Consider the following 24,438-nt stretch of genomic DNA (forward strand, 5'->3'; position numbering starts at 1 on the left):
TCGTTCGGGGATGAAGCGCGCGTCGGGTCGTGCCTCAGCCCTGTTAATCTCGCACGAGATTTCGAATGCTCGAAGCGACTGACGGGGTGGCACGTGAGGAAGCAGTTGTTCGTGTTCGGCAGCACAGTGATGGCCGTACTCACAGCGGTTCCCGCGGCGGCGGCCCCTCTTCCTCCGCCACCGTTGGTGAGCCTGAACGTCTCGGGTGGCCATTACACACTGACCGAGAAGGTGAACCCGTACCAGACCCCGCCGAGCGCCGAGTACACGCCCGTGGGGATCAACGGAGCGCTGTCCGGCACTGACCGGACCGCGATGCTGGGGAGCGGCGATCCGGAGTGCGCGGCACGTGCCGACGCGTTGCCGCAACCGACCGTGCCGACCAGCGCGGCGTACTGCTGGGACACGGTGATGCAGGGAAAGCAGGGGGCGGAGAACGCACACTTGATGCCCTGGGTACCGCAGGGCCTCGCCACCTCCGGCGAAGCACAGCTGAGCGGCATTCCTGTCACCGGAGACAACCGTGCCGCGATCGTCAGTTGGACGTGGCAGAACACGAAGCAGGACCCGGTGACGGACCCTGAGAATCCGCCACCGCCCAAGAAGGACTACCGCCACAACTCGGTGAAGCTGGCTTTCGTCAACCTGGACGACATGAAGTACCGCTTCGTGCTCCCGGTCTGGGTGGACGAAGCGGGCGTGCAGCGGCGGATCTACGGGCACGGCGGCGGACTGGCCTGGTACGGCCCGTACTTGTTCATGTCCAGCACCTCCAACTGGGAGGGGCAGCCGGGCCCTGACGCGGGCAAGGCCGGCATCCGCGTGTTCGACACCCGCAAGATCTACAAGAAGAAGGACGGAGGCGGCGGCGACTACCAGTACGTCTTGCCGGAGGTACGGCACTACGTCTCCGGCGGCGCCTCCTTCGACTACGTCTCGTTGGACCGCAACAGTGCCGGCGGCGCCAGTCTGGTCGGCGGCAACTACAGGTCCTCGTCGACCACGGGGAGTTACGCCGGCACCGAGGTCTACCGCTATCGGTTCGGCGACGACTACCGGCTGAACCGGACGCCCGTACAGGGATGGAAATCCACCGTTCCGCAGAACGTCGGCGACGCGATCAGCGATGTCCAGGGGGTCCAGGCCAACGGCGACACGCTGTACTTCAACATGTCCAAGGGGTCCGTGGCCAACCGCCGCTTCTCCACGGCCGGTGTCGGCGGCGCCGCATCGGAATGGACGCTCAAGTCACGCAAGGACTGGTCCTACCGCCCGCAGGACCTTTCCCTCTGGTACGCCACCAACGAACTCTGGAGCCTCACCGAGGGTGAGGAGGACAGGGTGCTCTACTCGGTGAAAATGGACGCCCTGAAGTAGAACGGATCCGGCCCTGTCTGAAGCCGTCGTCGGCGCCCTCGGCCGCCGACGGCGCTGCCTTCCCCTCGGCCTGGTGGTCGGTCTGCCCGATCACGTGGTCCGCGAGTGGTGACCGACGGAGTGAACCGGCCACGCCGCCTCGAAGGTCGCCGGGGCCGCGTGCTGCTCATGGAGGTCATCGGGTACCTGCTGCCGCCGCCAGGGGGCCGTGGTCCAGAATCAACCCATGGACGTGCCCAAGCTGCTGGAAGCCGTCTCCCTGCTGGTCCCCGCCGAGATCGCCACCGAGAACGACATCACGATCAACGACGTCTGGGACTACCTCGCCCATGACGAGTGGGAGGTGGCCCTCGGGCTTTTGGAGGAACTCGGGGACGTCCACCTGCTTCCGCTCGACTTCTGGGAAAGCCTCGCCACGGCCGCCGAGCAGATGCGGCTGGAGAGAAGCGCGGCCTGGTGCCACTGGCGCTGCTACGAGTCCCGCAACGGGATCATCCGCGCCGACCTCACGCTTCGGCCAACCGGCGAGAGCAGGCGGCAGGCGCCCTTCTCCGGAGCCGGTGTTCTGCGGCCGATGTGGAACATCGGCAATCGCACACCAACTGGTGAGGACGACCTCAACATCGCACGCCTCTGGGCCGAGTTCACCCCCGTCCTGGGGCCCGGCGAGCGTGCCTCGGTGCGACTTGCACCCCTCGACCCCTCGCAGTGGCGGCACCTCCAGCCCGGCCAAACGATCACCATGCACGAAGACAGGACCATCGGCGGCACCGCTGTCGTCCGGGAAGTCCACGGGCCTACTGCCAAGCCCGCCGCATAAAACCACCTGCCGCCCCTGGATCCTGCGGTGCAGAGAAGGTCAGTCAGATGTCTCTTGCCCTCGATGGGCTCCGGCAGGATGCGCTCGCACAGCACCTTGATCGGCTCGACTCGGCTCCATCCGCCGTACGTAGTGACTCCAGTAGCAGGTCAGACTGAGACAAGGCACCGTGTGCTCCTCAGGTTGAACTGGCCGTTCACCAGGGGGCCTTACCCGATGGCCTGGGCCGGCACGGTGCTCCCATATGCGGTGTCCTCTTCTCAAAGGGCCGCACAAGCGTCCCAAGGGGGCGAGCCGTGAACAGAAACGTTACGCCGCCGCGAGGCACATATGACTTATAGCTCTAAGGAGTTACATACCAGTTGAAACGGTGTTACGTGCCTTGCGGTGCCGCTATCCAGGAAGGACCACCAGCGTCTGTCGAAGGAGTCATATGCGCAGCTCGTTGAGGACCAAGCTCGTCACTGCCGCCGCTGCCCTGTTGGCGACGGCCTTCACCGGGACCGTCACCGCCTCGGGCGCACAAGCGGCGCCGCAGGACGAGCCGCCTACCGGCTGGAAGATGGTGGTCCATCAGATGTCCAGCGGCTACCTCTTCCCCGACGCCTACACCGACATCGACGACGAGGTGCAGGTCTGGAACGGGGACCTGGTCCCTGACCAGGGCTACAAGTGGTTGATCACACGCGACAGTGAGCACCCCGGCGCCTACCGGATCCGCACCAACCCCCACAAGAAGTGCCTCACCATCGGCTCCAGCACGAGTGACTACGTGAAAATGCGGAACTGCACCGGCAGCACGAGCCAGAGCTGGTACATCCGCCACGTCCCCGGGACCACCAGCGACTGGGCCATCGTGCCCTACAGCTACGACGACCACGCGATCCGGCCGGGCACCTCCACCTCCCCCACCGACCACGTCTACCCCCGCCAGATGTGGGGAGGCCAGCCCGACCTCACCCACGCATGGCGTTTGGTCGACCCGCCCCGCGGCCGCTGAGCACTCCCCGGCGGCACAGCGCCCCGCCCGCCACCCGCCCTCCGGCGGGCTTCAGCGGGCGGGGACCGTACGAGCCCGTCGCCCTCGCGGAGACCGGAGTGTGCGGTGGCGCCGGGGTCTTCGACGACCCGGCCGCCGAGAGGCCGACGGCTGCTGCGGCTCGTAACCGACCTCAACGCCCCTGAGCACAGGGCGAGATGGAAACCGGGACCGGGCGACAGGGTGTGGATCCACCCGCCCGGCGAGATGAGCACGGCCCCTGTTATCGTGCGCCGATGTCAACGATCAAGCAGTTCCAAGTGACCTTCGACTGCGCGGAACCTGCGCGTCTCGCCGCCTTCTGGTGCGAGGTGCTGGGGTACGTCGTACCTCCGACCCCGACGGGGTTCGCTACCTGGGAGGACTACCACCGCTCGCTGCCGCCTGAGGACCAGGTGAACTACTTCGCGTGCAGTGATCCCTCGGGTGTAGGCCCGCGCGTACTCTTCCAGCGCGTTCCCGAAGGGAAGGTTGTCAAGAACCGGCTGCATCTCGATGTGCGGGCCGGTATCGGACTCGTGGGTGAGGAGCGTCTGGCCACGCTCGAGGCCGAATGTGCGCGGCTGGTCGCGCTTGGCGCGGTACATGTGCGAACGATGCGTGCCGATGGCGAGAACGAGTCCTGCATTGTGATGCAGGACATCGAGGGCAACGAGTTCTGTCTCGACTGAGGATTCTCAAGTCGGCGAGGTGAGGAGCCGTCGAGCCAAAGCACGGAAGTCGTCACATCGGCAGGCTTGTCATCGTCAACGCCGCTTTGGGTGTCCGGCCGCCAGGTGCAGGTTCTCCTGGTGCAGGTTCTCCTGTGTCGGCCTCCACGGGGCTCCGAATAGCGGCGTTGTCAGTGGGCTCTGCCAGGGTGTGCGTCGTGGACGAACTGGTGGAGCGTGTCGACGATCAAGATCGTGTGCTGGGGGTGCTGGTCAGCCGCCGCCAGGCCATCCGGGAGGGTTGGCTGCACCGGGTCGCCGTGACGGTGTGTCGTGATGAGCGTGGGCGGATCCTCGTTCACCGGCGGTCGGAGCAGCTGTCGCGCTTCCCCGGGCTCTACGAGGTCATGATCGGTGGTGCCGTGGATGTCGGTGAGTCCTATGAACGGGCCGCCGCGCGGGAGCTGGCCGAAGAGCTGGGCATTCGTGTGCTGCCACGCTTGCTGTTCACGTTCCTCAACGGCAGCGGTTTGAGCCCTCACTGGCTTGCACGGAACACGTCAACAGCGATGCGAATACGGCGCAGACACCGTGCTCAGTGCTTCGAGAAGAGCCAGGTCGGGGTGGGAGGTTAACGACCGACAACTATCGTGCGAGGGCTCGTCCTGCGGATCATGGGCCGAGCCAAGCCGAGACAGGGCCGGACTGCGGCGAGCGCCTGCCAGTGCCGTAATCGTGTTGACCGCCCCCGGCAGGCAGTGCTGGAGTCGGCACGTGGACAGCATCCCCGCCAACCGGCGGCTCTGGAACCAGATCAGCAGCGCCTACCAGCACGAGCACGACCCGCAAATCGGCGCCACACCACGGCTGTGGGGCATGTACTCCATCCCCGACTCGCACCTGCACGCCCTGGGCGACGTCACTGGCAAGCGCGTCCTCGAACTCGGCTGCGGCGCCGGCCAGTGGTCCAGGGCGCTCGCCGCCGAGGGCGCCACCGTGGTCGGGCTCGACCTGTCCGAAGCCCAACTCGCCGCAGCTGGCCGCGTGATGGGAGCAGACCGCTACCCGTTGGTGCAAGGCGCCGCCGAACAACTTCCCTTCGCCGACGGCAGCTTCGACCTGGTCTTCTGCGACTTCGGTGGGCTCAGCTGGGCGCCACCGCACCTGGCCGTCCCGCAGGCCGCACGCGTCCTGGGGCCAGGCGGGCGCCTGGTGTTCAACGTCGCCAGCCCATGGTTCGAAGCCTGCTACGACGAAGCCGCTGCCCGCGTGACCACGACGCTGCAGCAGGACTACTTCGGCCTGAACACCATCGCCGAAGACGACGGCGCGACCAGCTATCAGCTCACCTACGGCGACTGGGTCAAGGTCCTGCGCGGCGCGGGTCTCATCATCGACGACCTCATCGAGCCGCGGCCCGAACTCGGAACACCCAACGGCTACAACGAAACCGACCCACCCGACTGGGCACACCGCTGGCCGGCGGAACTGCTCTGGGTGACCCACAAACCGTAAGCTCCGCCGCACCGAGACGTGAAGGCATCCTCTCGCCGGGCAGGCCCAAGGGCGCCGGAATCGGCCGGCCGTCTCACCGGCGTTACGCGGTCCGTCCCGGGACGCTTTTCCTGGGCCGTGCCGCGGACTTGGCGGGCTTGGAGCGCTCTTCGCTGATGCCGGTCAGTCCGGCCAGGCCAGGGCCGTACTGCTCGTTCAGCGGTTCGCTGAGGTCGGTGTAGATCTGCTGGACGTACATGTCGTGGCGGACGTATCCCTTGACGAGGGCGGCGAACAGCGGATCGTTGACCCACACGCAGTCCCAGTCCTTGCCGCCGGGTGCCAACGCCCACAGGGCCGCCGTGCCGTCCGCCACGACGGCCAGGTGCCGGGCCTGGTGGTGGCGGTAGACGACCCCTTCGGTGCTGGCGTGGCGGAGCGTGCGGCCCGGCAGTTCGAAGGGCGGGGTGCCGAAGCAGAGCACATCGAAGGTCACACCACGCTCGGCTGCGGCGCCTGCCTCGTCGCCGAGTGCTTCCAGCTCCTCCGTACGGCCCGAGAGGTATACGTGCCGCTCGGCGTCCGCGAGGATTCCGCGGGCCCGCGCGATGATGGAAGCGCGGTCGTTCATGGACCGAAGCGGCCGGATCTGCTCGGTGCGGTCCTCGGCGACGAACCTGTTGAGTTCGTAGCGGGCGTCAGAGACCCGCCTTCGGAAGTCGGTCTCGAGGTGGCCGAGCAACTGGTCGGCCGCTACGGCGACGAACCGGGCAGGGGAGTCGCCGGTCTTGACCACGGCGCCGCGCGAGGTGAGCCGCCGCAGGGTCTCGTACACCTTGGGCTGCGGGATGCCGGTCACGTTGGACAGCGCGTAGCCCGTCAAAGGCTCCTGGCCGAGCAGGCCCACGTACGCCCGCGCGTCGTACTGGGAGAAGCCGAGCTCCACCAGTCGGGCCGCGGTCTCGTCAGCCGTACTCATGGTTCGCACTCCTGTCAGCCGGACTTCGCAGGGTCACTACCGTAAGAGTGAGTGTATCGGCGGCTAGGAGGCCAGGGTCTCCAGTTTCCGCCGGGCGGTTTCGGGCCCGAACGCCCAGAAGACCACCAGACCCACGACCAGGGTGGTGAGGAACATGAGATACAGGGCGGCCATGCCGCCGTCGCCGTCGAGGACCCAGCCGATCACCGCGGGGGCCAGGACCGCTCCCACGTTGCGGAAGCTGCTGGCGGCCATGGTGCCCCACGCGCGCATCCGGGTCGGGTACAGCTCGCCGGTGTACATGAAGGCGATCGGCGCGACCGCGTTCACGCCCAGCAGGACGGGGACGGCGAGGGCGATGAGGCCGCCCGGGGACTGGGTCTGCCCGGACCAGGTGACGAGCGCGCCCATCGCTGCTCCCAGGGCGGAGACCGCGTAGCCGAGCGTGATCCAGAAGCGGCGCCCCAGCCGGTCCACGGTCAGCGCGATGGTCACCACCAGCACCACGTTGACGGCCTGGAGCCCCGCGCTGGCCAGGGACGCGGTCGCCGGGTGCATGCCGCCCTCGTTGACCAGCAGGCTCGGCAGCCAGGTGGTGAGACCCCAGAGGGTGAAGTAGGTGGTGAACCAGACGGTCCAGATCATCATGGTGCGCCTGAGGTACTGCGTGGAGAAGATCTCCGCCAATCGCGTGGGCCGCGTATCGGGCGCGATCGGCGCCTCGACGGGCTCCAGTTGACGTCCCTTGCGCAGAGTCTCTGCCTCCATGGCGGTCACCAGCGTCTCCGCCTCCGCGGTCCGGCCCCGGGAGATGAGGAAGCGCGGGGACTCCACAAGGCGAGGGCGTGCCCAGAGCGCGACGAACAGCGGGATCGCTCCCAGGGCGAGCATGGTGCGCCAGGTGGCTTCGTCGTGCAGCAGACCGAACAGGGCCGCCGCGACGAGGGACGCGGCCATGTTGCCCAGGGTGAAGCTGGTCTCGTACAGCATCACCGAGCGGCCGCGGGCGCGTCCTCGTACGAGTTCGTTGAACAGCGCGGCGGCCACCGGCACTTCGGCCCCGAGGCCGATCCCTTGCACCAGGCGGAAGAGGCCCAGGCTCAGACCGCTCCACGCGCCCGCGGCCAGCAGGGCGGCCACACCGAACAGGGCCATGGAGGCGAGGAACACCGGGCGGCGGCCGTAGCGCTCGCCGGCCCAGCCGAGGCCGAGCGCGCCCGCGATCTGCCCGACGTAGCCGGCGCTGATGAGCAGCCCGGCGTCACCGAGACCGATGTGCATCGTCGAGGTGACCGCGGTGAGCGTCACCGCCAGCGCGACGGTGTCGAAGGAGTCGAAAAACGTTCCCGTCCCCAGGATCTGAAAGGCCCTGCGGTGGGCGCTGGTGAACGGCAACCGTTCCCACCTGGCCAGGAGTTCACCCCCTCGCGTACTGGTGTCCTCGGTTCGTGACGGTGCCTCGGTCGTTGCGCCTCCCATGAACAATCGCCCCGGCGAAGGGCTAGTCACTACCACGGTAGGTAGTACACACTGAGGCGAGCCGGGCCCCGCTGTACAGAGGTCTGCGCGGACGAAACGTGAGGGAGTGACTGACTCCCTGCACAGGCGGAAAGAGGGGCAAGGATGAGAAGGATCGACCTGCACTGCTATCCGGGGACTGCCGAGTGGATCGCCTCCCAGCAGCCCTTCCCGGCAGCGCTCGCGGAGTACTGGAACAAGCCCTGGGAACCACGCGCCGAGGAAGAGGTGGTGGCCGACCTGGACAAGCACGGCATCGAAGCGGTGCTGGTCGCCTTCGACATCGAGACCGTCACCGGCGCCCCGCCCTGCGGCAACGACTATGTGGCCGCTCTGCGCGACCGGCACCCGGACACCTTCATCGGCGCCTGGGGGGCCGTCGACCCGCTGCGCGGGGAACAAGCCGTCGCCGACGCCGAGACGGCGGTGCGCGAACACGGCGTGCTCGGCTTCCACTTCCACCCGATCATGGGGCGCTACGCGGTGGACGACCGGCAGCTCTACCCCCTGTTCGAGGCGATCACCGCCCTGGGCGTACCGGTGATGATCGACGTGGGAACCACGGGCATGGGCGCGGGCATGCCCGGCGGCATGGGCGCCCGCATCCGCCACGCCCACCCCCGAGCGGTGGACGAACTGGCCGCCGACTTCCCGCAGTTGACGATTATCGCCGCGCATCCGGGTTGGCCCTGGATCGAGGAGATGACCGCCGTGGCCCTGCACAAGGGCAACGTCTACTGGGAGATGTCGGGCTGGGCGCCGAAGCACTTCCCTCAGCAGCTGCGCACCGACATCCGCGCCCGGCTGCGGGACAAGGTCATGTTCGGCACCGACCACCCGAGCCTGCCGTTCGAGCGGCTCCTGCGCGAATGGGACGAGCTGGGCTATACCGAGGCCGTCATGCACCAGGTGTTCCACGGCAACGCGGAACGCCTTCTCGGCCTGTAGGCCGCCAGTTCTTGTCCGAGCGAAGGGAATGAACATGACTGACGACAAGCCGGTAGCGCTGGTGACAGGCTCCGCACGGGGAATCGGGCGGGCAGCTGTTCTGGCGCTTGCCACGGCGGGTTACGACGTGGCGGTGAACTACGCCTCCAGCCACGAGGCGGCCAAGGAGACCGCCACCCTGGCCGAGAACATCGGGGCCGCGGCCCTGATCTGCCGCGCCGATGTCGCCGACGAGGCTGCGGTGCTCACCATGGTGGAGGAGATACGCAACCGGTTCGGCCGCCTGGACGTGCTGGTCAACAACGCGGGCACCACGGCCCGTACCCCGCCCGCTGACCTCGACGGGCTCGACATGGCCGAGTGGGACCGGGTGTTCGCGGTCAACGTGCGCGGCCTCTTCCAAGTGACCCGCGCCTGCGTGCCGTTGCTCAAGGACGCCGCCGGGAGGCGTCCGGGCCGCACGGCCGTGGTGAACCTGGCCAGCATCGTGGGACTGCGTCCGGGGCCGCAGCCGTTCCCGTACGCCGCTTCCAAGGCGGCGGTGGTGAACCTGACCAAGACCCTCGCCGGGCGCCTTGGCCCGGACGGCATCCGGGCCAACGCCGTGGCCCCCGGCTGGATGGTGGGGGAGTGGATGGAGGACCAGCTGGGAGACAACTACGAACGGCTGATGGAGCGGCGGGGCCGTCACACCCCGATGCGGCGGTGCGTCACACCGGACGAAGTGGCCCAGAGCGTTCTCGCGCTGATCGACTCCAACCCCTTCGTGACCGGCGAGATCGTCGTCATCGACGGCGGCTTCAGTGCGACGACCTGAGTCCGGAGACGGCCTGAGTGCGGAGACGACCTCAGTGCAGAGACGATCTGAGTGCAGGAGGACACCGTGACCCTGGATGGAATCGTTCCCTTCCCGCCCGCGTACGTCGAGCGCTACCGCGCGAAGGGCTACTGGGAGGACCGCACCCTGCGCGACGTGTTCGCGCAGGCATGCACGCAGTACGCCGATCGCGTGGCCCTGCACCACGACGGCGTCGACATGACCTACGGCGAACTGGAGGAGCGCGCCGCGCGAGCGGCCCGAGGCTTTTGGGCTCTGGGCCTGCGCCCGCTGGACCGGGTCGTCCTGCAACTGCCCAACACGGCCGACTTCGCCGTGACCCATCTGGGACTGCAGAAGATCGGCGTCATCCCCATCATGGCTCTCCCGGCGCACCGCTACCGGGAACTGGAGCAGTTCGCGCGGTTGTCCGACGCCGTCGCCGCGATCACCCCCGACCGGTCCAAGGACGCCGATCACCGTGAGATCGTCACCCGGGTGCGCGCCACGGCGCCATCCCTGCGGCTGCACATCGTCGCCGGTGACCCGGGGCAGGACGCCACGGCGCTGAGCACCGTCCTGGCAGGCGGCGCCGGCGAAGAGGGCGATGTGGATCTGGCGGCCGTCGAGGTCGACCCCATGGAAGCGGCGCTCTTCCAGCTCTCCGGCGGCACCACCGGCGTTCCGAAGCTGATTCCGCGTCTGCACAACGACTACGTCTTCAACACCAAGAACGCCATGTCGGTGTGCGACATCCGGCCGGACGACTGCCTGCTGAACGTCCTGCCGATCTCGCACAACCTGCCGCTTGCCTGCCCCGGCCTGCACGGCTTCCTGCTCGCCGGGGCCCGTACGGTGCTGCACCCCACCACGCGCGGCGCCCAGGTGTTCCCGCTGATCGAGAAGCACCGGGTGACCCACATCCATGTGGTGCCCGCGCTGCTGATCAAGTGGCTGAACGACCCTCTGATCCACGAGTACGACCTGTCGTCGGTCCGCGTGATCCAGAGCGGCGGGCAGCGGCTCCAGCCCGAAACCCGCGCGCTGGCCCAGCGCATGCTGCCGGGCTGCCGTATCCAGGAGAACTTCGGCATGGCCGAAGGGCTGCTGACCTTCGTACGGCTCGACGACTCCGAAGAGGTGCGGATGGAGACCGTCGGCCGCCCCGTCTGCCCGGACGACGAAGTGCTGCTCCTGGACGAGAACGGCCAAGAGGTGCCCGACGGCGAAGTCGGGGAACTGGCCGCGCGCGGCCCCTACACCCTGCGCGGCTACTTCCGCGCCCCCGAGCACAACGCCCGCGCCTTCACCCCGGACGGCTTCTATCTGTCGGGGGACCTGATGCGCCGACATCCCTCGGGCAACTACGTCGTCGCCGGCCGGCGCAAGGACCTCATCAACCGCGGCGGGGAGAAGATCAGCGCCGAAGAGATCGAGAACCTCCTCATCGGGCACCCGGCGATCGTCAACGTGGCCTGCATTCCGGTGAACGACCCCGTACTGGGCGAGCGCATGTGCGCCTGCGTGGTCCCCCGCGAAGGAGTGGCGCCACCCACCCTGCAAGAGCTGACCGAGTTCCTTTCCCGGCACGAGATCGCCAAGTTCAAGCTCCCCGAACGGCTGGAGATCATGCAGAGCCTGCCCCTGTCGCACGTCGGGAAGGTCTCCAAGAAGGACCTGGTCGCCCGGTTCGCCGACGACGCGCCGTCCGCCACCCCCGGCGGTGGCTCATGAGCGGCCTGCTGCGCGTCGAGCGCGAACGAGGCACCGCCACGCTCACGCTCGACGACCCGGACCACCGCAACGTCCTGTCCGGCCCGCTCGTCGTCGAACTCCTCGCGGCATTCGACGAGTTGGAGGCCGACCCCGCCGTCACCTCGATCGTCCTCACGGGGGCGGGCACGGCCTTCTGCGCCGGAGCCGACCTCACCGACCTCCTGGCGGCATCCGAGGGCGACACCTCGGGGGTCGAGACCGTCTACGAGTCCTTCCTGCGGGTAGCCCGGTCTCCTCTGCCCACCATCGCCGCCGTCAACGGCCCGGCGGTCGGCGCCGGCCTCAACCTCGCGCTGGCCTGCGACGTGCGGGTGGCCGCCGAATCGGCGTGGTTCGACACCCGCTTCCTCAAGCTCGGCCTGCACCCCGGCGGCGGCCACACCTGGATGCTGCACCGCCTGGTCGGAGCGCAGACGGCAGCCGCCATGGTGCTCTTCGGCGAACGCCTGGACGGCGCCGCCGCTACCACCGCCGGACTGGCCCACCGGTGCGTCCCCGACCCGGACCTGCTCGCCGCGGCCCACGCCCTGGCCGCCGGAGCGGGCACTGTCGAACCGGAGCTTGTCCGCCGTACGAAGCGATCGCTGCGGCGCGCGGGCGACGGGCGGGAGCACGGCCAGGTGGTGGAAGAGGAAACGCGGGAGCAACTCTGGTCGCTTTCCCTGCCCGGCACCGCGGAGCGCCTGCGCGAGCTAAGGAAGAACCCCAGAGACTGACCGTCCCTCCCGCCCGCACGGAGGAGTTCACGTACGAGGTCGGTTGTGATCGCCTCTCTGGTCCGCCCCGTTCAGGGCAGTGCGGGGATGGCTTCGTCGAGCAGGTCGGTGACGAACTTGCGCAGGCGACCGGCACGAACGGGGCTGACGCCGTGGATGACTTGCGAGCCGTAGGCGACGGCGGTGCCGGCGCGGGCATCGGTGGTCCAGCGGGTACGGCGAGCTCCCTCAAGCCAGGTGGGGGCGCTGGCGTGCCGGGGAGCCCCCGGCTCGGAGGCGTGGGGCAGCCGGTGCGTCAGGGGGGTGCTGGGCATGAAGCCCTCCCCTTCGCCGACCTCTTCGCCAGTCCAGATGCCGGGGCTGGAGGTGGTCTCGATGTAGAAGTCGCCGCCCGCCTCAGCGTCGTCGAGAACGACGCCGATACGGCCGAGTCGGCGCGGCGCCGTGCCGGGATCGGGGATGCCGTCGAGGTGGGTGGGGACTTCCTGGCCTGCGGTGAGTTCGGTGTAGGCCCAAGGCGCAGCGGCCGAAATCGATGGCATGGTGCGGCGGATCGCGGGCAGAGCCCGGCGGGTGGCGTCCTGCAGGATGTCCTGGGCCGCGACCGGGGCGAGAAGGATCTCGGCTTGGTGGCGAGGCTGCCAACCGGTCTCATCGAGAGTGGCATGCATGATCTTGCGGAGCTGGGTGAGCTCGCTGTCGGTCAAGAAGCCCTCGGTGGTGTGCAGGGCCAGGGTTTCACTGATGTGAATCATGGTGCTCCCTCGCAGCTGAACCGTAGAGACGGGGTACGTCTCCCACGCTCGGGCACAGAGGAGGGGTGGTCCAGACACAGGCGGGGGCGCCTGGAGGCACGCGGCCGGTGGGCATGCGCCGGGTTCCGTACGAGGGTTCGGTGCGCTCATGAGGAACGCCGGGGTGTCGCCAGAAGATGAGCGGGAGGGGCCGGCCGTGTGCCTGGTCCAGCCGCCCCCGCCTCCATGCCTCGGTCCGCAGGCTCTCATCGACGTGACCAGGCCCGCGTGCGCCGCTCGGTGGTCTTCAGGCCCGCGCGTCCATGATGAGGGCGCCCGCCTGGTCCTCCGAGTCGCTGGTATAGAAGTCGACTACGGCACGCTGCCATTCCTCGACGTCCAGACGGCCATCACCGTTGCGGTCGAGTTGCTCGAACGCCTGCCGCGAGTCCGCCTCTGCCATTCCTGACGCGCTTTGCGAACGCAGGAACTCCGCCAGGCTCACGCTGCCGTCTCCATCGCTGTCGACCAGGGCAACGTGCGCCTCGACCGACGGCCCCACGAGATCACCGATGGTGCCCAGCTCACGCGCGCGCAACAGTGCGCCCACGAAGGCCTCTTGGTCCAACCGGTCACTGTCCTGGACTCCGGCGAGCTTCGCCAGGCCCAGCCAGAACGCCACGGCCCCCTCCCGCACCGCCGCGGCTCGGGGCGTTTCGGCCGGTTCAGCCATCCCATCGAGGAGCCGCTGGGCCCGTGCTTCGACATCACTCCGGTCGACGTAGCCGTCGCCTGCGAAGTCAAGGATGTGGAATCGACGGACGTACTTGGCGCGAAGACCAGAATCGCTCATGCCGAACGGCCCCTTCCGGGCAGGAGTTGCTGGATGTCACCGGCAGCGTAGGCACACCCGACTCCCCACGCAGTGCACGCCACACACCCGTCCGAGGGACGACGGCCTGGGCGATCGCCAACCCGCCCTCAGGAGAGCCGAATCGCTCGTACACGTCCCAGGCGAGGGGCCGCGAAGAGCGGGCCCTCGCCGCCGTCGAGCAGCGTCTCATCGCGTGCCGGGGCGGTCGCGGCGCGGCAGCCCCTCGACGACCAGGTCGTAGGAGTGCTCGACGGCGTCCGTGATCAGCCGCTTGGTGATACCGCGTCCCGGCCCGAGCGAGATCCAATGCCGTTTGTCGAGGTAGCGGCCCGGTGTGACGGTGGGGTAGCCGCGTTCCAGCGCGCGGGCGTGTTCGGGTTCGCACTTGACCGTGATGATCTGTTCGTCCGGGTCGTCGGTGACGATCAGGAACAGCTTGCCCGCCACCTTGTACACGTCGAGTGCGGGAGTGAAGGGGCGGCCGTGGCTGACGTGGGGGAGGGCGAGCGCCGCCTGGCGAGCGGTGTCCTGGAGTCGGTCCCCGGCCGCGCTCACCGGGCCACCCGCGTACCGATGCCGTAGGTGTGCGGGTCGACGGGCTGCCGGGCCCTGGGCAGGTGGGCGACGACGAGCCGGTAGGAGTCGGTGACGAGTTCCCTGACGAGGGTCTTGTCGATGCCTGCCCCGTCCTCCACCGTGATCCAGTGCTTTTTGTTCATGTGGTAGCCGGGGGTGATGTGGCTGTTCTGCTGTTGCAGGGCGTACGCCTCGCCGGGGTCCGCCTTGAGGATCACCACGGGACGCCCCGGAACCTCGGTCATCAGCATGAACACCTTGCCGCGTACTTTGAAGACCTCCCAGTCTGGGCCGAAGGGATGCGTCGGCCGGGCTCCGGGAAGCTCCTCCGCGCAGTCGGCGGCGAACGTGTGCAGGGTCGATCCGTTCATGGGGGTGTCTTCCTTGCCTTCCTCGGAGAGTGACACGACTGCCGCTTCGCAGGGCGCGCCGTGCGGTCGCGGCACATCCCATCGTTCCCCTGAAGCCGACAAAACGGGCGGTAGGCTGCGGACACGTGATGGTCAACAAGCGACACCCCAGGCAGGACGGACGGTCCGGACCGGCCGAGGTTCCGCTTTTCGGGTTCCAGCCCCCGGTCGGCACTCCGTACGGGCTCGAGGTGAGTACCGTCGAGGACTTCTTCGCCCAGCACGACGACTGGCCGTGGAACCCGCCCCGTCCGGGCCGTGCCACTTTCCATTACCTGATCGGGGTCACCGAGGGTGAGCTGCGGCACGACGTCGATCACGTCACGCGGACCGTCTCGCCCGGCCAGTGGCTGTGGGTGCGTCCGGGGCACACGCAGTGCTGGCATCCGCCCGGCGACGCTCGCGGCCCGTTCCTCCTGTTCGAGCCGGGCGTGCTCACCCCTGACGTCGCCCGCCTGCTGGCTCCGCTCACCGCGCACGAGGCGCCCGCCGTGCTGACTCCGCACGCCGATGACGGCTCCTGGCTGCAGCAGACCGCGCTCCAGCTCCTGGACGAACACCGGGCGCTGGGGCGCCGTCGGCTCGATGTCCACAACGCCCTGCGGCGCAGCCTGCTCGAATCGCTGCTGCTGCGTCTCGCCAATTCCCCGGACATCACCTCCGTGGGCACGACGGCCGGTGCGGGCCGTGGTGACACGTACGGGCGGTTCGTGGATGCCCTGGAGCTGCACTTCCGCGAGCTGCACCAAGCCGCGGACTACGCCGAGCTGCTCGGCTGTTCGGTCCGTACCCTCAGCCGCGCCGCTCGGAACGCCACTGGCAAGGGGGCGCGTGAGCTGATCGACGAGCGGCGCCTGCTGGAAGCCCGGCGTCTGCTGGGAGGCGCCGAGTGGGACGCCCGGGCCGTGGCCGCCCATCTCGGTTTCACGGATCCCGCCAACTTCGGCCGCTTCTTCAGCGGACACACTGGTCTCACTCCGGCCGCGTTCGCGGCCGGCGAGGCCACGAACGCTCCGTGACCGGAGCGCGGTGGCGGCGTTGCTTGCTTCTGTCCGTGACGGCTGGTGCTCTACCGTCCACTCCATGCCTCGCTCACGCGTTCCTGCCGTCCGGCCGGTGCGTCTGCCGCCCTGGTACAGACTGCTGCGCCGGGTGGCCCGCGCCCGCTCACGTCTGGAATCCGGTCGAGAGCGTATCTGGGAGGGGCACCGGCCCGGTCCCGATGCGATCGAGGATGACCACCGGGATGGTCCGTCGGCTCTTGGCCTCGTACGTACGGTAAACGGGAGCCAGTTCGGTCATCAGTCGCCACAGCCGCTCCCGTTCCGCACCCTCGGCGGTGCGCGCTCGGGCAGCGAACCGGTCGGCGAGGATCTGTACCTGCACCTCCGGATCGGCCGCCAGGTTGAGGTACCACTGGGGGTGGGTGTGGGTGATGTCCGAGCCTGAGGCGACGAGGATGTAACGGCCTGCGTCCTGCCCGTAGAAGAGGCCGGTCCGGTAGTGCCTGCCGGTCTTTCGGCCCCGGTGGGTGAGGACGAGATTGGTCATCCCGCCTTCCCGGTGGCCGCTGGCACCGTCCGTTGCGACATAGCGGCGTACGTGCTCCGCCACCGAGGGGTCGGGGCTTTCGATTACCTTCTCTCGCGCTGACATAGCACTCTCCAGAACTCTCAAGGTGTGGGTCGGACCGACTCAGTGAGCGGCGACGAGGCCCTGGGCGAAGCCGCCGTCGACGGCGAGCTCGACATTGGTGGTGAAGGTCGCGTCGGCCGCCAAGAAGAGCGAGGCCGCGGCGACCTCCTCGACCGTGCCGTTGCGCCCGAGCGGCGTGCTCTTGTCACCCTGCTGCTCGAACTCCCTGCGCTGCTCCTCCGTCAGGCCGGTCACCCCCATCGTCGGCGTCTTGATGAACCCGGGAGCAACGGAGTTCACCCGGATCTTCCGGGGCAGCAACTCGGCTGCCAGCACGTGCCCGAGGGCGCGCATGGCCTCCTTGGACGCGGAGTACGCGCTCAGTCCGGGGAAAACGACGTCGTTGGCGACCGTGGTGAAGACGATCGATCCGCCGTCCTCCATCAGCGGCGCAAGCGCCTGGACGGTGAAGAAGGTGCCCTTGGTGTTGATGGCGAAGTGCCGGTCCCAGGACGCCTCGGTGACCTCCGCCAGCTCGGCGAACTCCGCGACGCCGTGGTTGACGAAGAGGTGATCGACACGGCCGAGCTTCTCCTGGGCGAGATCGGCGAGGGCTGCGATGTCCGCCATGCTGGCGGCGTCGGAGCGTACGACGTGTGCCGCCTCGCCCTTGAGCTCGGACCGCGCCTCTTCCAAGGTCTTCTCACTGCGGCCCGTCAGGACGACCTCCGCCCCTTCGGCGAGCAGCGCCTTGACGATGGCAAGGCCCATACCGTGCGTCCCACCGGTGACGACGGCCTTCTTGCCGGTGAACCTGCTCATGATGACTCCGTAAGTTGTCGGGTGATGGTGCGGCTTGCGGTTGATCGGGGTTGCGAGAACGACTCTGCGGCAGGGCCCTTTCGGTCCGCCTGCGATCCGCATTCGGTCCGCTGCGAGGCGCTTTCGGTCTACTGCCGGGTGCTCGCCCACGGCCCGCGCGCTCCCCGTACGCTGAACCGATGCGCTTTGGGGTACTGGGACCACTGGCCCTCTGGACGGCGGACGGCGAACTCGCGGCGGTGCCCGAGGCGAAGGTGCGCGTCCTGCTGGCCGGCCTGCTGGTCACGCCCGGGCAGGTCGTCTCGGCGGACCGGCTGGTCGAGGACCTCTGGGGTGAGACGCCACCCGCCCGGCCGGCCGCGGCGCTGCAGACGTTGGTGTCCCGGCTGCGCAAGGCCCTGGCAGCGGCCGGGGGAGAGGGCATGGTGGTGCACCGCCCGCCGGGATACCAACTACGGGTGGCCGACGACGCGGTGGACGCGGAGCAGTTCCTCTCACTGGCCGCCCGCGCCCGCCGTGCCGAGGACCCCCGCGAGCGGGCCACCGGGTTCGAACAGGCCCTTGCCCAGTGGCGGGGCCCCGCCTTCGCCGGCTTTGCGGACGAGCCGTTCGCCCGGGCGGCAGCGGCTCGGCTCGAGGAACAGCAGCTCCTTGTCCGGGAGGAGCAGGCAGAGACCCGGCTGCAACTCGGCGAGCACGGGCAACTAGCCGCTGAGTTAAAGGAACTGACTGAGCGACATCCACTACGCGAACGGCTGCGCGCGGCCCATATGCGCGCCCTGTACGGCAGCGGTCGGCCCAGCGAGGCGCTCGAGGTCTACCAGGAGGTGCGCCGCCTGCTGGCCGACGAGCTGGGCCTGGAGCCGGGCCCCGAACTGGCCGCGCTGCAGGGGGAGATCCTCAGCCAGACAGGTCAGGCCGGCCCGGCAGGTCAGGCCGCCCGCCCGCCGGTGGTGCTCCGCGGCGCGGAGGCGGAGGTTATCCGTCCGCACCTACCTGCCGCGCAGCTGCCCGTCCCGGTCACCGGCCTGATCGGGCGGTCGCGGTCCGTGGCCGAGGTACGGGCCATGCTTGCGGAGGAGCGGCTGGTGACGCTGACGGGGCCCGGCGGGGTCGGCAAGACACGCCTTGCGCTGGAAGTCGCGGGCGGGGAGGCGGGACCAGGTGCCCGCGGGGGCGTCGCGGCGCTGTTCCCGGACGGGGTACGGCTGGTGGAACTCTCCGGTGCGGCACGTTCGGCCGGGGCGTCGGGCGCCGCGGTCGACGCACTGGCCGAGGTGGCGGCGGTGGCGCTGGGCATCCGCGACGACGCCCGCCCCGGCTCACCGCCGCCGACGGCTGCCGGTAGCCCGCACCCCCTGACGGACCGGTTGTCCCATGCGTTGCAAGACCGGCGGCTCCTGCTCGTCCTGGACAACTGCGAGCACGTGATCGAGGCGGTGGCGGCCCTGGCCCGGCTGCTGCTGCAGGCCGCGCCGGGCGTACGCCTCCTGGCCACCAGCCGCGAGCCGCTGGGTATTCTCGGCGAACAGCTGTGGCCCCTCCCGCCGTTGGACGTTCCGATGCCGGGAGCCGCCCCCGCGGACGTGATGCGGTCGAGTGCGGTCCGGCTCTTCGTGGCGCGGGCCGCCGCCGTGTCGCCCGGCTTCACCCTCTCCGAGAGCAACGCCGAGGCGGTCGCCACCATCTGCCGCCGCATGGACGGCATTCCACTCGCCGTCGAGCTGGCGGCCACTCGGCTCCGCGTCCTGGGCGCGGCCACACTCGCCGAACGGCTCGACGACCGGTTCGGGCTCCTGACGAGCGGGCGGCGGGACGCCCCGGCGCGGCAGCAGACCCTGCGGGCGGTGATCGACTGGAGCTGGGAGCTGCTGACCGCCGCCGAGCGCGCGGTGCTGCGCCGCTTGGCCGTCCACTCCGACGGCTGCACGCTGGATGCCGCCGAGGCGCTCTGCTCGGGGGGCGGTGTGAAGCCCGGCGAGGTCGTCGACCTGCTGGCCCGGCTCGTGGACCGGTCGCTGGTCGTCGTCACCGCCGGTACGCAGCCGCCCGGCGTTCTCGAAGAACCGCAGCCGCGCTACCGGCTGCTGGAGTCGGTGGCGGCGTACTGCCTGGAACAACTGCGGGCGACGAGAGCGAACCCGGCGCACGGAACCGTACCGGCGCCCGCGTACGGGAGCGGGTCCGCGACCGAGTACGACCAGCTGCGCCGCGCCCACCTGCGCTACTACACCGAACTCGCCGAGCGCGCCGAGAGTCATTTGCGCGGTAATGACCAGCAGCGTTGGCTGCACCGCCTCGACGCCGATGCGGCCAACCTGCGCGCCGCACTCGACACCGCGGCCGCCACGGGCGAGGCCCCGCTCGCCCGACGCCTTGTGCGGGCCATGGCCTGGTACTGGTTCCTGCGTGGCCGGCTCACGGAAGCCAAGCGCTCCCTGGCCACGGCGCTGGCCATCACGGAGACGCCCGCTGCGGACCAGGAGAGCGGTACGCCCGGTGGCGACCGCGCCCACGTGGCCGCGTGGCACGCGGGGATGACCCTGCTGTCGGGTGACCCCCTGGGATCCGGGCAGGTGAGTCGCGTGCCGCTGCGGCTGTACGAGGACATGACGGACGTCGGTGACATCGGCCGGGGCACCCCAGGTTGGTTCCTCGCCCATGCCGCGACGATGTTCGGTGCGATGGAGGTGGGTGAGGAGCTGGTGCGCCGTACTCTGGCCGATGTCCGGACGCGGGGCGACAGCTGGGGCAGCGCGGCGGCCCTGAGCCTTCGGGGCGTGCAGCGCTACGTGCGCGGTGACCTGACAGCCTCCCGGTCAGACGCCGACGACAGCCTCGACCTCTTCCGTGAACTCGGCGACCGCTGGGGCCAGTTGCAGGCCGTCGGAGTGCTGGGCAGGCTGGCGGAGATCGAAGGCGACTACCGGTCCGCGCAGGCCCAGCACCGACACGGCCTGCGCATCGCCGAGGACCTGGGCCTGTGGACCGAGGCATCCGTCCGCTGGTCCGAGCTGGGCCGCATCGCCTTCCTCGACGGCGACCACGCGCGAGCCGAGCGACTTCACCGCAACGGCCGACGGCTCGCCATCCAGCATGCCGACCACCGCGCCCAGGAGTTCGCCGAGGTCGGCCTCGCTCTCGGCGCCCGGCGTCAGGGACGCTTGGAGGAGGCCGAGCCCTACCTGCGTACCTGGCTGAAGTGGAACCGCCGGTTCGAGGCAGCGAACGGCGCCGCTCTCATCCTCGCCGAGCTCGGCTTCATCGCCGAACTCCGGGGCGACCACGATGCGGCCCTCACTCTGCACACCGAGGGCCTGACGGCCGCCCGCACCACCGGGGACCCCCGGGCCGTCGCCCTCGCCCTGGAGGGCCTGGCCGGCGCCCACCACCTGGCCGGCCGCTTCGAACTCGCCGCCCAACTGCTCGGCACTGCCGCCCGCTCCCGCACCTCCGTGCGGGCACCTCTGCCGCAGGCCGAACGCGGCGACGTCGACCGCATCACGGCCGCCGTCCGTACGGCCCTGGGCGACCCCGGCTTCACCGCCGCGTTCGCCCGAGACGCGGCGGTGCCGTAATGCAGGACGACCTCGCGAAAGTGCGGGCGAATATCGCTCTGGCTCTGGGGCACAAGATGGGGCGGATACCCCTGGTAGTGGCTCTGAGGGAGGCCCCTGATGCTGATGGCACACCCGGTCGTGCTGAAGAACCTGCTGGAGCAGTACGAGACGCTGAGCGCCCTGCATGCTGAGAACGGCACCAAGGAAGCCCGTCAGCGCATGGAAGACGTTGCCTACACGCTCTGCATATCGACCGGCACCCGCCGTATCGACGCCGCCCTCAGCGCCGCGCGTCGCCAGCTTTCCGCAACTCCCGTAGAAGGCGGGCCGGTCCTTACCGCCTGACGCAGGTCCGGCGCGCGTGGTGGCCTCCTGGTCGGCGTGGGATCGCGGCGGGGTGGTGCCTTGCGGGAGGCACCGAGAGGAAGTGTCCCGCAAGGCGCCCGCGGCCTGCCCGACCCAACCGTCAGACGGGACTGAGTTCGGCCGCCCCGAAGGACACGCTGAAGCGCTTGCACCAGATGCTGACGCTGCTGTATTCGTTCACGTCGAGGTCGGCGGGCAGGGCATAGTTCTGGTCCCCCTTGTTGCCCTTGAGCTTGCCGAGACTTTCGTACTTCCCGTCGTCGAAGACGCCCCAGCCCGCCTTGCCTTCCTTCACCGGAGCATCGGTGATCCAGACGTGCAGGTCCGGGCCGTTGCTGGTGTCCAGGCCGTCCAGGCGCAGGGCGTGCGAGCCGTCGGCCAGGCGGAGGATCTTCGCTGAACCGGCGGTGCTGTGCTCGTGGCTGATGAACTGGCCCGTGGCCACCGTGCGCGGCCCTTCAGGTGTCGGCGGTGCGGAACTGGTGCTCGGCGACTGGCCCTTGGCAGGTTCGGGCGCGGCTGTGGGCAGTTCCTCGTGGACGGTCTCGTCCGTCCACAGGGTCCACGGTTTGAACAAGTAAAGAGCCGCTCCGATGACCAGGACGGCTGCCGCAACCGCTCCGAGAACCAGTGGTTTGCGCGCTCTCGTCATTCTTTGCCCCCTGAGGTATTCGATCCTTTGGACTCCTGGGGAAACGTCGCTCAAAACGACGGATCCCCAGGTCAATTGATATTCACGACGTACGCCGGCCGAGATCAGACGGTCTCGCGGACGGTGAAGTCACACCACGGTGCCCATCCCCCGGTCGCGGTACCCCTGCGATTCCTGATCATGAAAACCCCCATCGTTCCCACAGTGCAGCCCACCTCTGATCCCGTGCGCCGTGACGAGGATCAGTAGACACTCTGGCCTCACGCGTGGAACGACAACGGAGTCATCCGTCATGGCTCCGTAAGCTCTTGGCGCGCGGCCGCATGCCAGGCGCGGGGGCGTTCGTCACGCAGCCGCCCGAGTTGGCTGAAGGTGCGCCGGCAGGCTTTGGGGGCGGCGGCTCTCCATCACAGCCAGGTGGGCGGTCAGGCGCGGCGATACTTGGCCATTCGACCCACAGGACCTCCGCGTGTGTCACTCGGCCCTCGGCGTCCTTCCGTCCGCGGATCGCAGGCTGAGGGGCACATGAAACTGCTGCCGGGAATACGGTGCTGTCAGCTGACATGTCGGAAACAGGCCAGTGGATCGCTTTCCTCGCTTCTGTGGCGATGACAGGTCAGTCAGGCGGTGCCAGAGTGTGCGCGCACGGTACGTCGAGGGACTCCGGCCGGACCCGTCCTCGCACCCTGGCGCCCGCCTCACGTGGCGCCAGCGTCTTGAGAGCACGTCTCACTTCAGTATGCCCCTGCCCGTGATGCCGCGACGGGGGCCGGAGAGGGAACGCGATGGGTTCATGGCAGTGGAACGACCAGGAACAGCCCACCACCACAGTCGGTGTCCGGGCCACGATGGGCGCCGTCACCATGAAGGACGACCCACAGGCCATGCAGCGGCCGTATGTCTTCGTGCGCGGCTATGACTCGCGCCTGCACGTCAACTGGTGGGACGGCAAGGCGTGGCACTGGAGCGACCAGGGCACGCCGGCCGGGCGCACGATCATCGAGAAGGTCGGCGTCGTCACGATGCAGAACGACGCCGACGCGCAACAGCGCCCGTACGCCTTCGTCATCACCGACGACTCGAAACTGCACGTGAACTGGTGGGACGGCAGCAAGTGGCACTGGAGCGACCAGGGTTCGCCTGCCGGGCGTCTGATCCGTGAGGGCGTCGGCGTCATCTCCGCCCGGGACAATCCGAGCGCGGCGCAGCGCCCGTACGCCTTCGTCATCACCGACGACTTCCGCCTGTGGGTCAACTGGTGGGACGGCTCCAAGTGGCACTGGAGCGACCAAGGAGCACCGCCGAACCGCACCATCTCCCGGCCCATCGGCGTCACCACGATGAAGGACAACCCCAACGCCTTCACCCGCCCCTACGCCTTCGTCATCACCGACGACTCCAAGGTCTGGGTCAACTGGTGGGACGGGTCCAAGTGGCACTGGAGCGACCAGGGCGCCCCGTCCGGGCAGCCGGTCAAGAAGGGCGTCGGCGTCATCAGCGCCCAGAACGACCCGAACGCGAAGGAGCGGCCGTACGCCTTCGTCCAGGGCTACGACTCGAAGCTGTACGTGAACTGGTGGGACGGCAGCAAGTGGAACTGGAGCGCACAAGGGGCGCCCAGCGGGCGGCTCATCCTCGACTCCGTCGGTGTGGTCACGATGAAGGACGACCCGAACGCCTTCACCCGCCCCTACGTCTTCGTCATCACCGACGACTCGAAGATGTACGTCAACTGGTGGGACGGCAAGGCCTGGCACTGGGCCGCCCAGAACACGCCACCCGGACGCGTCATCGAACGCCCCGGAGAAGCGATCACCATGCAGGACAATCCGAACGCCACGCAGCGCCCGTACGCGTTTGTCATCACCGATGACTCCGACCTGTGGGTCAACTGGTGGTCGCTGCCCTGAGCAGCGCCCTTGGTAGGCCGCCGTGTCTTGTCCGGCGGCCTACCAAGGGGCCGGTTCCGAGCCTTCCCGGGCCAACTGTTGGCTATCGGGCACAAGATCGCCGTTCATGCCCCGTAGCGCAGCAGCGAACGAGCGAGGGCCGGCCCGGCGACATCGAGGGTGATCAGACGGCGACGCCGGCGAGATTGCCGGGTTCGTAGGCGCCGCCCTGGTTGTTGAGGATTACGCCGAGCCGGTTGGTCGCGTTGATCATCGCTATCAGGGAGACCAGCGCGATGGCCTGGTCGTCGTCGTAGTGCTTGCGCACCTGGGTCCAGGTCTCGTCGGAGACACCCTCGTAGCCGTCGATGATGCGCGTGCCCTCCTCGGTGAGGGCCAGGGCGGCTCGCTCGGCCTCGGTGAACACGGTGGAGTGGCGCCAGGCGGCGACCAGGTTCAGCCGGGCCGACGTCTCACCGGCGACCGTGGCGTCCTTGGTGTGGATGTCGACGCAGAAACCACAGCCGTTGATCTGGCTGGCGCGCAGCTGCACCAACTCCTGGGTCGGCTTGGGCAGCGGCGACTCCTGGATCACCTGGCTGACGGCGAAGATCCGCTTGCCGATCTTGGCGCCGATCTCGTGGGCGAACAGGTTCATACGGGGTTCCATGACAACGTCCTCGCTTGTGGAATCGTATCCGCGCGGATCGTCCGCGCAGCGTCCTGACGCTCATAAGGCGCCGGCCGCCGGGGAGCTGTGACAGCACGGCGGTGTGACGAGGACCA

At 69.0% G+C, this 24,438-nt stretch carries 24 protein-coding genes; 14 read left to right on the top strand and 10 right to left on the bottom strand.

Features of this window, described 5'->3' with window-relative positions; genetic code table 11:
- Window positions 1–93 precede the first annotated feature (93 nt).
- From AB0I94_RS25085 to AB0I94_RS25110, 6 genes are all read left to right on the top strand, one after another.
- Window positions 94–1,377 (top strand): hypothetical protein, encoded by a 1,284-nt coding sequence (locus AB0I94_RS25085; protein WP_363311878.1) that lies wholly within the window; start codon window positions 94–96, stop codon window positions 1,375–1,377.
- A gap of 226 nt (window positions 1,378–1,603) precedes the next feature.
- Entirely contained in the window at window positions 1,604–2,197 is a 594-nt protein-coding gene (locus AB0I94_RS25090) for a hypothetical protein (protein WP_363311879.1), read from the top strand.
- 433 nt (window positions 2,198–2,630) lie between these two features.
- On the top strand, window positions 2,631–3,197 hold the full coding sequence (locus AB0I94_RS25095) for an RICIN domain-containing protein (protein WP_363311880.1): 567 nt from the start codon (window positions 2,631–2,633) through the stop codon (window positions 3,195–3,197).
- Between the two features lie 275 nt (window positions 3,198–3,472).
- Complete coding sequence (locus AB0I94_RS25100; RefSeq protein WP_363311881.1) at window positions 3,473–3,907, top strand: VOC family protein; 435 nt, start codon at window positions 3,473–3,475, stop codon at window positions 3,905–3,907.
- Between the two features lie 188 nt (window positions 3,908–4,095).
- On the top strand, window positions 4,096–4,521 hold the full coding sequence (locus tag AB0I94_RS25105) for an NUDIX domain-containing protein (RefSeq protein WP_363311882.1): 426 nt from the start codon (window positions 4,096–4,098) through the stop codon (window positions 4,519–4,521).
- Window positions 4,522–4,660: 139 nt separating this feature from the next.
- Window positions 4,661–5,401 (top strand): class I SAM-dependent methyltransferase, encoded by a 741-nt coding sequence (locus AB0I94_RS25110; protein ID WP_363311883.1) that lies wholly within the window; start codon window positions 4,661–4,663, stop codon window positions 5,399–5,401.
- 82 nt (window positions 5,402–5,483) lie between these two features.
- Here the strand turns inward: AB0I94_RS25110 and AB0I94_RS25115 are convergent, their stop codons facing one another.
- Both AB0I94_RS25115 and AB0I94_RS25120 read right to left on the bottom strand, forming a co-directional pair.
- Window positions 5,484–6,359, bottom strand: coding sequence for a helix-turn-helix domain-containing protein (locus AB0I94_RS25115; RefSeq protein ID WP_363311884.1), 876 nt, complete (start codon window positions 6,357–6,359; stop codon window positions 5,484–5,486).
- A 63-nt stretch (window positions 6,360–6,422) separates the two neighbouring features.
- On the bottom strand, window positions 6,423–7,754 hold the full coding sequence (locus AB0I94_RS25120) for an MFS transporter (protein WP_363311885.1): 1,332 nt from the start codon (window positions 7,752–7,754) through the stop codon (window positions 6,423–6,425).
- Between the two features lie 228 nt (window positions 7,755–7,982).
- Here AB0I94_RS25120 and AB0I94_RS25125 point away from each other — a divergent pair, with 228 nt between their 5' ends.
- From AB0I94_RS25125 to AB0I94_RS25140, 4 genes are all read left to right on the top strand, one after another.
- Window positions 7,983–8,825: an amidohydrolase family protein gene (locus tag AB0I94_RS25125; RefSeq protein WP_363311886.1), complete on the top strand. Its 843-nt coding sequence runs from the start codon at window positions 7,983–7,985 to the stop codon at window positions 8,823–8,825.
- A gap of 34 nt (window positions 8,826–8,859) precedes the next feature.
- On the top strand, window positions 8,860–9,642 hold the full coding sequence (locus tag AB0I94_RS25130; protein WP_363311887.1) for an SDR family oxidoreductase: 783 nt from the start codon (window positions 8,860–8,862) through the stop codon (window positions 9,640–9,642).
- Between the two features lie 66 nt (window positions 9,643–9,708).
- The gene (locus AB0I94_RS25135; RefSeq protein WP_363311888.1) at window positions 9,709–11,376 is read left to right on the top strand and encodes an AMP-binding protein; all 1,668 of its coding nucleotides are present in this window, start codon (window positions 9,709–9,711) and stop codon (window positions 11,374–11,376) included.
- Window positions 11,373–12,134: an enoyl-CoA hydratase gene (locus tag AB0I94_RS25140; protein ID WP_363311889.1), complete on the top strand. Its 762-nt coding sequence runs from the start codon at window positions 11,373–11,375 to the stop codon at window positions 12,132–12,134. Before AB0I94_RS25135 ends, AB0I94_RS25140 begins: the two co-directional genes overlap by 4 nt.
- A 71-nt stretch (window positions 12,135–12,205) precedes the next feature.
- Here the strand turns inward: AB0I94_RS25140 and AB0I94_RS25145 are convergent, their stop codons facing one another.
- The 4 genes from AB0I94_RS25145 to AB0I94_RS25160 all read right to left on the bottom strand — a co-directional run bounded on the left by AB0I94_RS25145 (window position 12,206) and on the right by AB0I94_RS25160 (window position 14,689).
- A complete protein-coding gene (locus tag AB0I94_RS25145; RefSeq protein ID WP_363311890.1) occupies window positions 12,206–12,889 on the bottom strand; it encodes a hypothetical protein in 684 nt (227 codons plus the stop codon).
- 286 nt (window positions 12,890–13,175) lie between these two features.
- The gene (locus AB0I94_RS25150) at window positions 13,176–13,721 is read right to left on the bottom strand and encodes an EF-hand domain-containing protein (protein WP_363311891.1); all 546 of its coding nucleotides are present in this window, start codon (window positions 13,719–13,721) and stop codon (window positions 13,176–13,178) included.
- 207 nt (window positions 13,722–13,928) lie between these two features.
- The gene (locus tag AB0I94_RS25155) at window positions 13,929–14,297 is read right to left on the bottom strand and encodes an MmcQ/YjbR family DNA-binding protein (protein WP_363311892.1); all 369 of its coding nucleotides are present in this window, start codon (window positions 14,295–14,297) and stop codon (window positions 13,929–13,931) included.
- Window positions 14,294–14,689, bottom strand: a complete 396-nt coding sequence (locus AB0I94_RS25160) for an MmcQ/YjbR family DNA-binding protein (RefSeq protein ID WP_363311893.1) — start codon at window positions 14,687–14,689, stop codon at window positions 14,294–14,296. Before AB0I94_RS25160 ends, AB0I94_RS25155 begins: the two co-directional genes overlap by 4 nt.
- A 125-nt stretch (window positions 14,690–14,814) precedes the next feature.
- Here AB0I94_RS25160 and AB0I94_RS25165 point away from each other — a divergent pair, with 125 nt between their 5' ends.
- Window positions 14,815–15,747, top strand: a complete 933-nt coding sequence (locus tag AB0I94_RS25165) for an AraC family transcriptional regulator (protein ID WP_363311894.1) — start codon at window positions 14,815–14,817, stop codon at window positions 15,745–15,747.
- A gap of 148 nt (window positions 15,748–15,895) precedes the next feature.
- Here the strand turns inward: AB0I94_RS25165 and AB0I94_RS25170 are convergent, their stop codons facing one another.
- Together AB0I94_RS25170 and AB0I94_RS25175 are read right to left on the bottom strand one after the other, a co-directional pair.
- A complete protein-coding gene (locus AB0I94_RS25170) occupies window positions 15,896–16,384 on the bottom strand; it encodes a nitroreductase/quinone reductase family protein (protein ID WP_363311896.1) in 489 nt (162 codons plus the stop codon).
- 39 nt (window positions 16,385–16,423) lie between these two features.
- Complete coding sequence (locus AB0I94_RS25175; RefSeq protein ID WP_363311897.1) at window positions 16,424–17,185, bottom strand: SDR family oxidoreductase; 762 nt, start codon at window positions 17,183–17,185, stop codon at window positions 16,424–16,426.
- Between the two features lie 179 nt (window positions 17,186–17,364).
- Here AB0I94_RS25175 and AB0I94_RS25180 point away from each other — a divergent pair, with 179 nt between their 5' ends.
- Together AB0I94_RS25180 and AB0I94_RS25185 are read left to right on the top strand one after the other, a co-directional pair.
- The gene (locus AB0I94_RS25180) at window positions 17,365–20,763 is read left to right on the top strand and encodes a BTAD domain-containing putative transcriptional regulator (RefSeq protein WP_363311898.1); all 3,399 of its coding nucleotides are present in this window, start codon (window positions 17,365–17,367) and stop codon (window positions 20,761–20,763) included.
- A 99-nt stretch (window positions 20,764–20,862) separates the two neighbouring features.
- A complete protein-coding gene (locus AB0I94_RS25185) occupies window positions 20,863–21,090 on the top strand; it encodes a DUF5133 domain-containing protein (RefSeq protein WP_363311899.1) in 228 nt (75 codons plus the stop codon).
- A 121-nt stretch (window positions 21,091–21,211) separates the two neighbouring features.
- Here AB0I94_RS25185 and AB0I94_RS25190 read toward each other — a convergent pair whose 3' ends face one another.
- Window positions 21,212–21,763 (bottom strand): DM13 domain-containing protein, encoded by a 552-nt coding sequence (locus AB0I94_RS25190; RefSeq protein WP_363311900.1) that lies wholly within the window; start codon window positions 21,761–21,763, stop codon window positions 21,212–21,214.
- Between the two features lie 785 nt (window positions 21,764–22,548).
- Here AB0I94_RS25190 and AB0I94_RS25195 point away from each other — a divergent pair.
- Window positions 22,549–23,673 carry a hypothetical protein gene (locus AB0I94_RS25195; RefSeq protein WP_363311901.1) on the top strand — a complete coding sequence of 375 codons (1,125 nt, stop codon included), beginning with the start codon at window positions 22,549–22,551 and terminating at the stop codon, window positions 23,671–23,673.
- A 163-nt stretch (window positions 23,674–23,836) separates the two neighbouring features.
- Here the strand turns inward: AB0I94_RS25195 and AB0I94_RS25200 are convergent, their stop codons facing one another.
- On the bottom strand, window positions 23,837–24,322 hold the full coding sequence (locus tag AB0I94_RS25200) for a carboxymuconolactone decarboxylase family protein (RefSeq protein ID WP_363311902.1): 486 nt from the start codon (window positions 24,320–24,322) through the stop codon (window positions 23,837–23,839).
- Window positions 24,323–24,438: the final 116 nt, after the last annotated feature.

The organism is Streptomyces sp. NPDC050147 (assembly GCF_040660195.1).
In the GTDB taxonomy this organism is placed as follows: Bacteria; Actinomycetota; Actinomycetes; order Streptomycetales; family Streptomycetaceae; genus Streptomyces.

Coding starts and splice junctions, on each gene's coding strand:
- AB0I94_RS25090 (WP_363311879.1), top strand. CDS start 1,604: ATGGACGTGCCCAAGCTGCTGGAAGCCGTCTCCCTGCTGGTCCCCGCC.
- AB0I94_RS25095 (WP_363311880.1), top strand. CDS start 2,631: ATGCGCAGCTCGTTGAGGACCAAGCTCGTCACTGCCGCCGCTGCCCTG.
- AB0I94_RS25100 (WP_363311881.1), top strand. CDS start 3,473: ATGTCAACGATCAAGCAGTTCCAAGTGACCTTCGACTGCGCGGAACCT.
- AB0I94_RS25115 (WP_363311884.1), bottom strand. CDS start 6,359: ATGAGTACGGCTGACGAGACCGCGGCCCGACTGGTGGAGCTCGGCTTC.
- AB0I94_RS25125 (WP_363311886.1), top strand. CDS start 7,983: ATGAGAAGGATCGACCTGCACTGCTATCCGGGGACTGCCGAGTGGATC.
- AB0I94_RS25130 (WP_363311887.1), top strand. CDS start 8,860: ATGACTGACGACAAGCCGGTAGCGCTGGTGACAGGCTCCGCACGGGGA.
- AB0I94_RS25140 (WP_363311889.1), top strand. CDS start 11,373: ATGAGCGGCCTGCTGCGCGTCGAGCGCGAACGAGGCACCGCCACGCTC.
- AB0I94_RS25145 (WP_363311890.1), bottom strand. CDS start 12,889: ATGATTCACATCAGTGAAACCCTGGCCCTGCACACCACCGAGGGCTTC.
- AB0I94_RS25150 (WP_363311891.1), bottom strand. CDS start 13,721: ATGAGCGATTCTGGTCTTCGCGCCAAGTACGTCCGTCGATTCCACATC.
- AB0I94_RS25160 (WP_363311893.1), bottom strand. CDS start 14,689: ATGAACGGATCGACCCTGCACACGTTCGCCGCCGACTGCGCGGAGGAG.
- AB0I94_RS25170 (WP_363311896.1), bottom strand. CDS start 16,384: ATGTCAGCGCGAGAGAAGGTAATCGAAAGCCCCGACCCCTCGGTGGCG.
- AB0I94_RS25175 (WP_363311897.1), bottom strand. CDS start 17,185: ATGAGCAGGTTCACCGGCAAGAAGGCCGTCGTCACCGGTGGGACGCAC.
- AB0I94_RS25180 (WP_363311898.1), top strand. CDS start 17,365: ATGCGCTTTGGGGTACTGGGACCACTGGCCCTCTGGACGGCGGACGGC.
- AB0I94_RS25185 (WP_363311899.1), top strand. CDS start 20,863: ATGCTGATGGCACACCCGGTCGTGCTGAAGAACCTGCTGGAGCAGTAC.
- AB0I94_RS25190 (WP_363311900.1), bottom strand. CDS start 21,763: ATGACGAGAGCGCGCAAACCACTGGTTCTCGGAGCGGTTGCGGCAGCC.
- AB0I94_RS25195 (WP_363311901.1), top strand. CDS start 22,549: ATGGGTTCATGGCAGTGGAACGACCAGGAACAGCCCACCACCACAGTC.
- AB0I94_RS25200 (WP_363311902.1), bottom strand. CDS start 24,322: ATGGAACCCCGTATGAACCTGTTCGCCCACGAGATCGGCGCCAAGATC.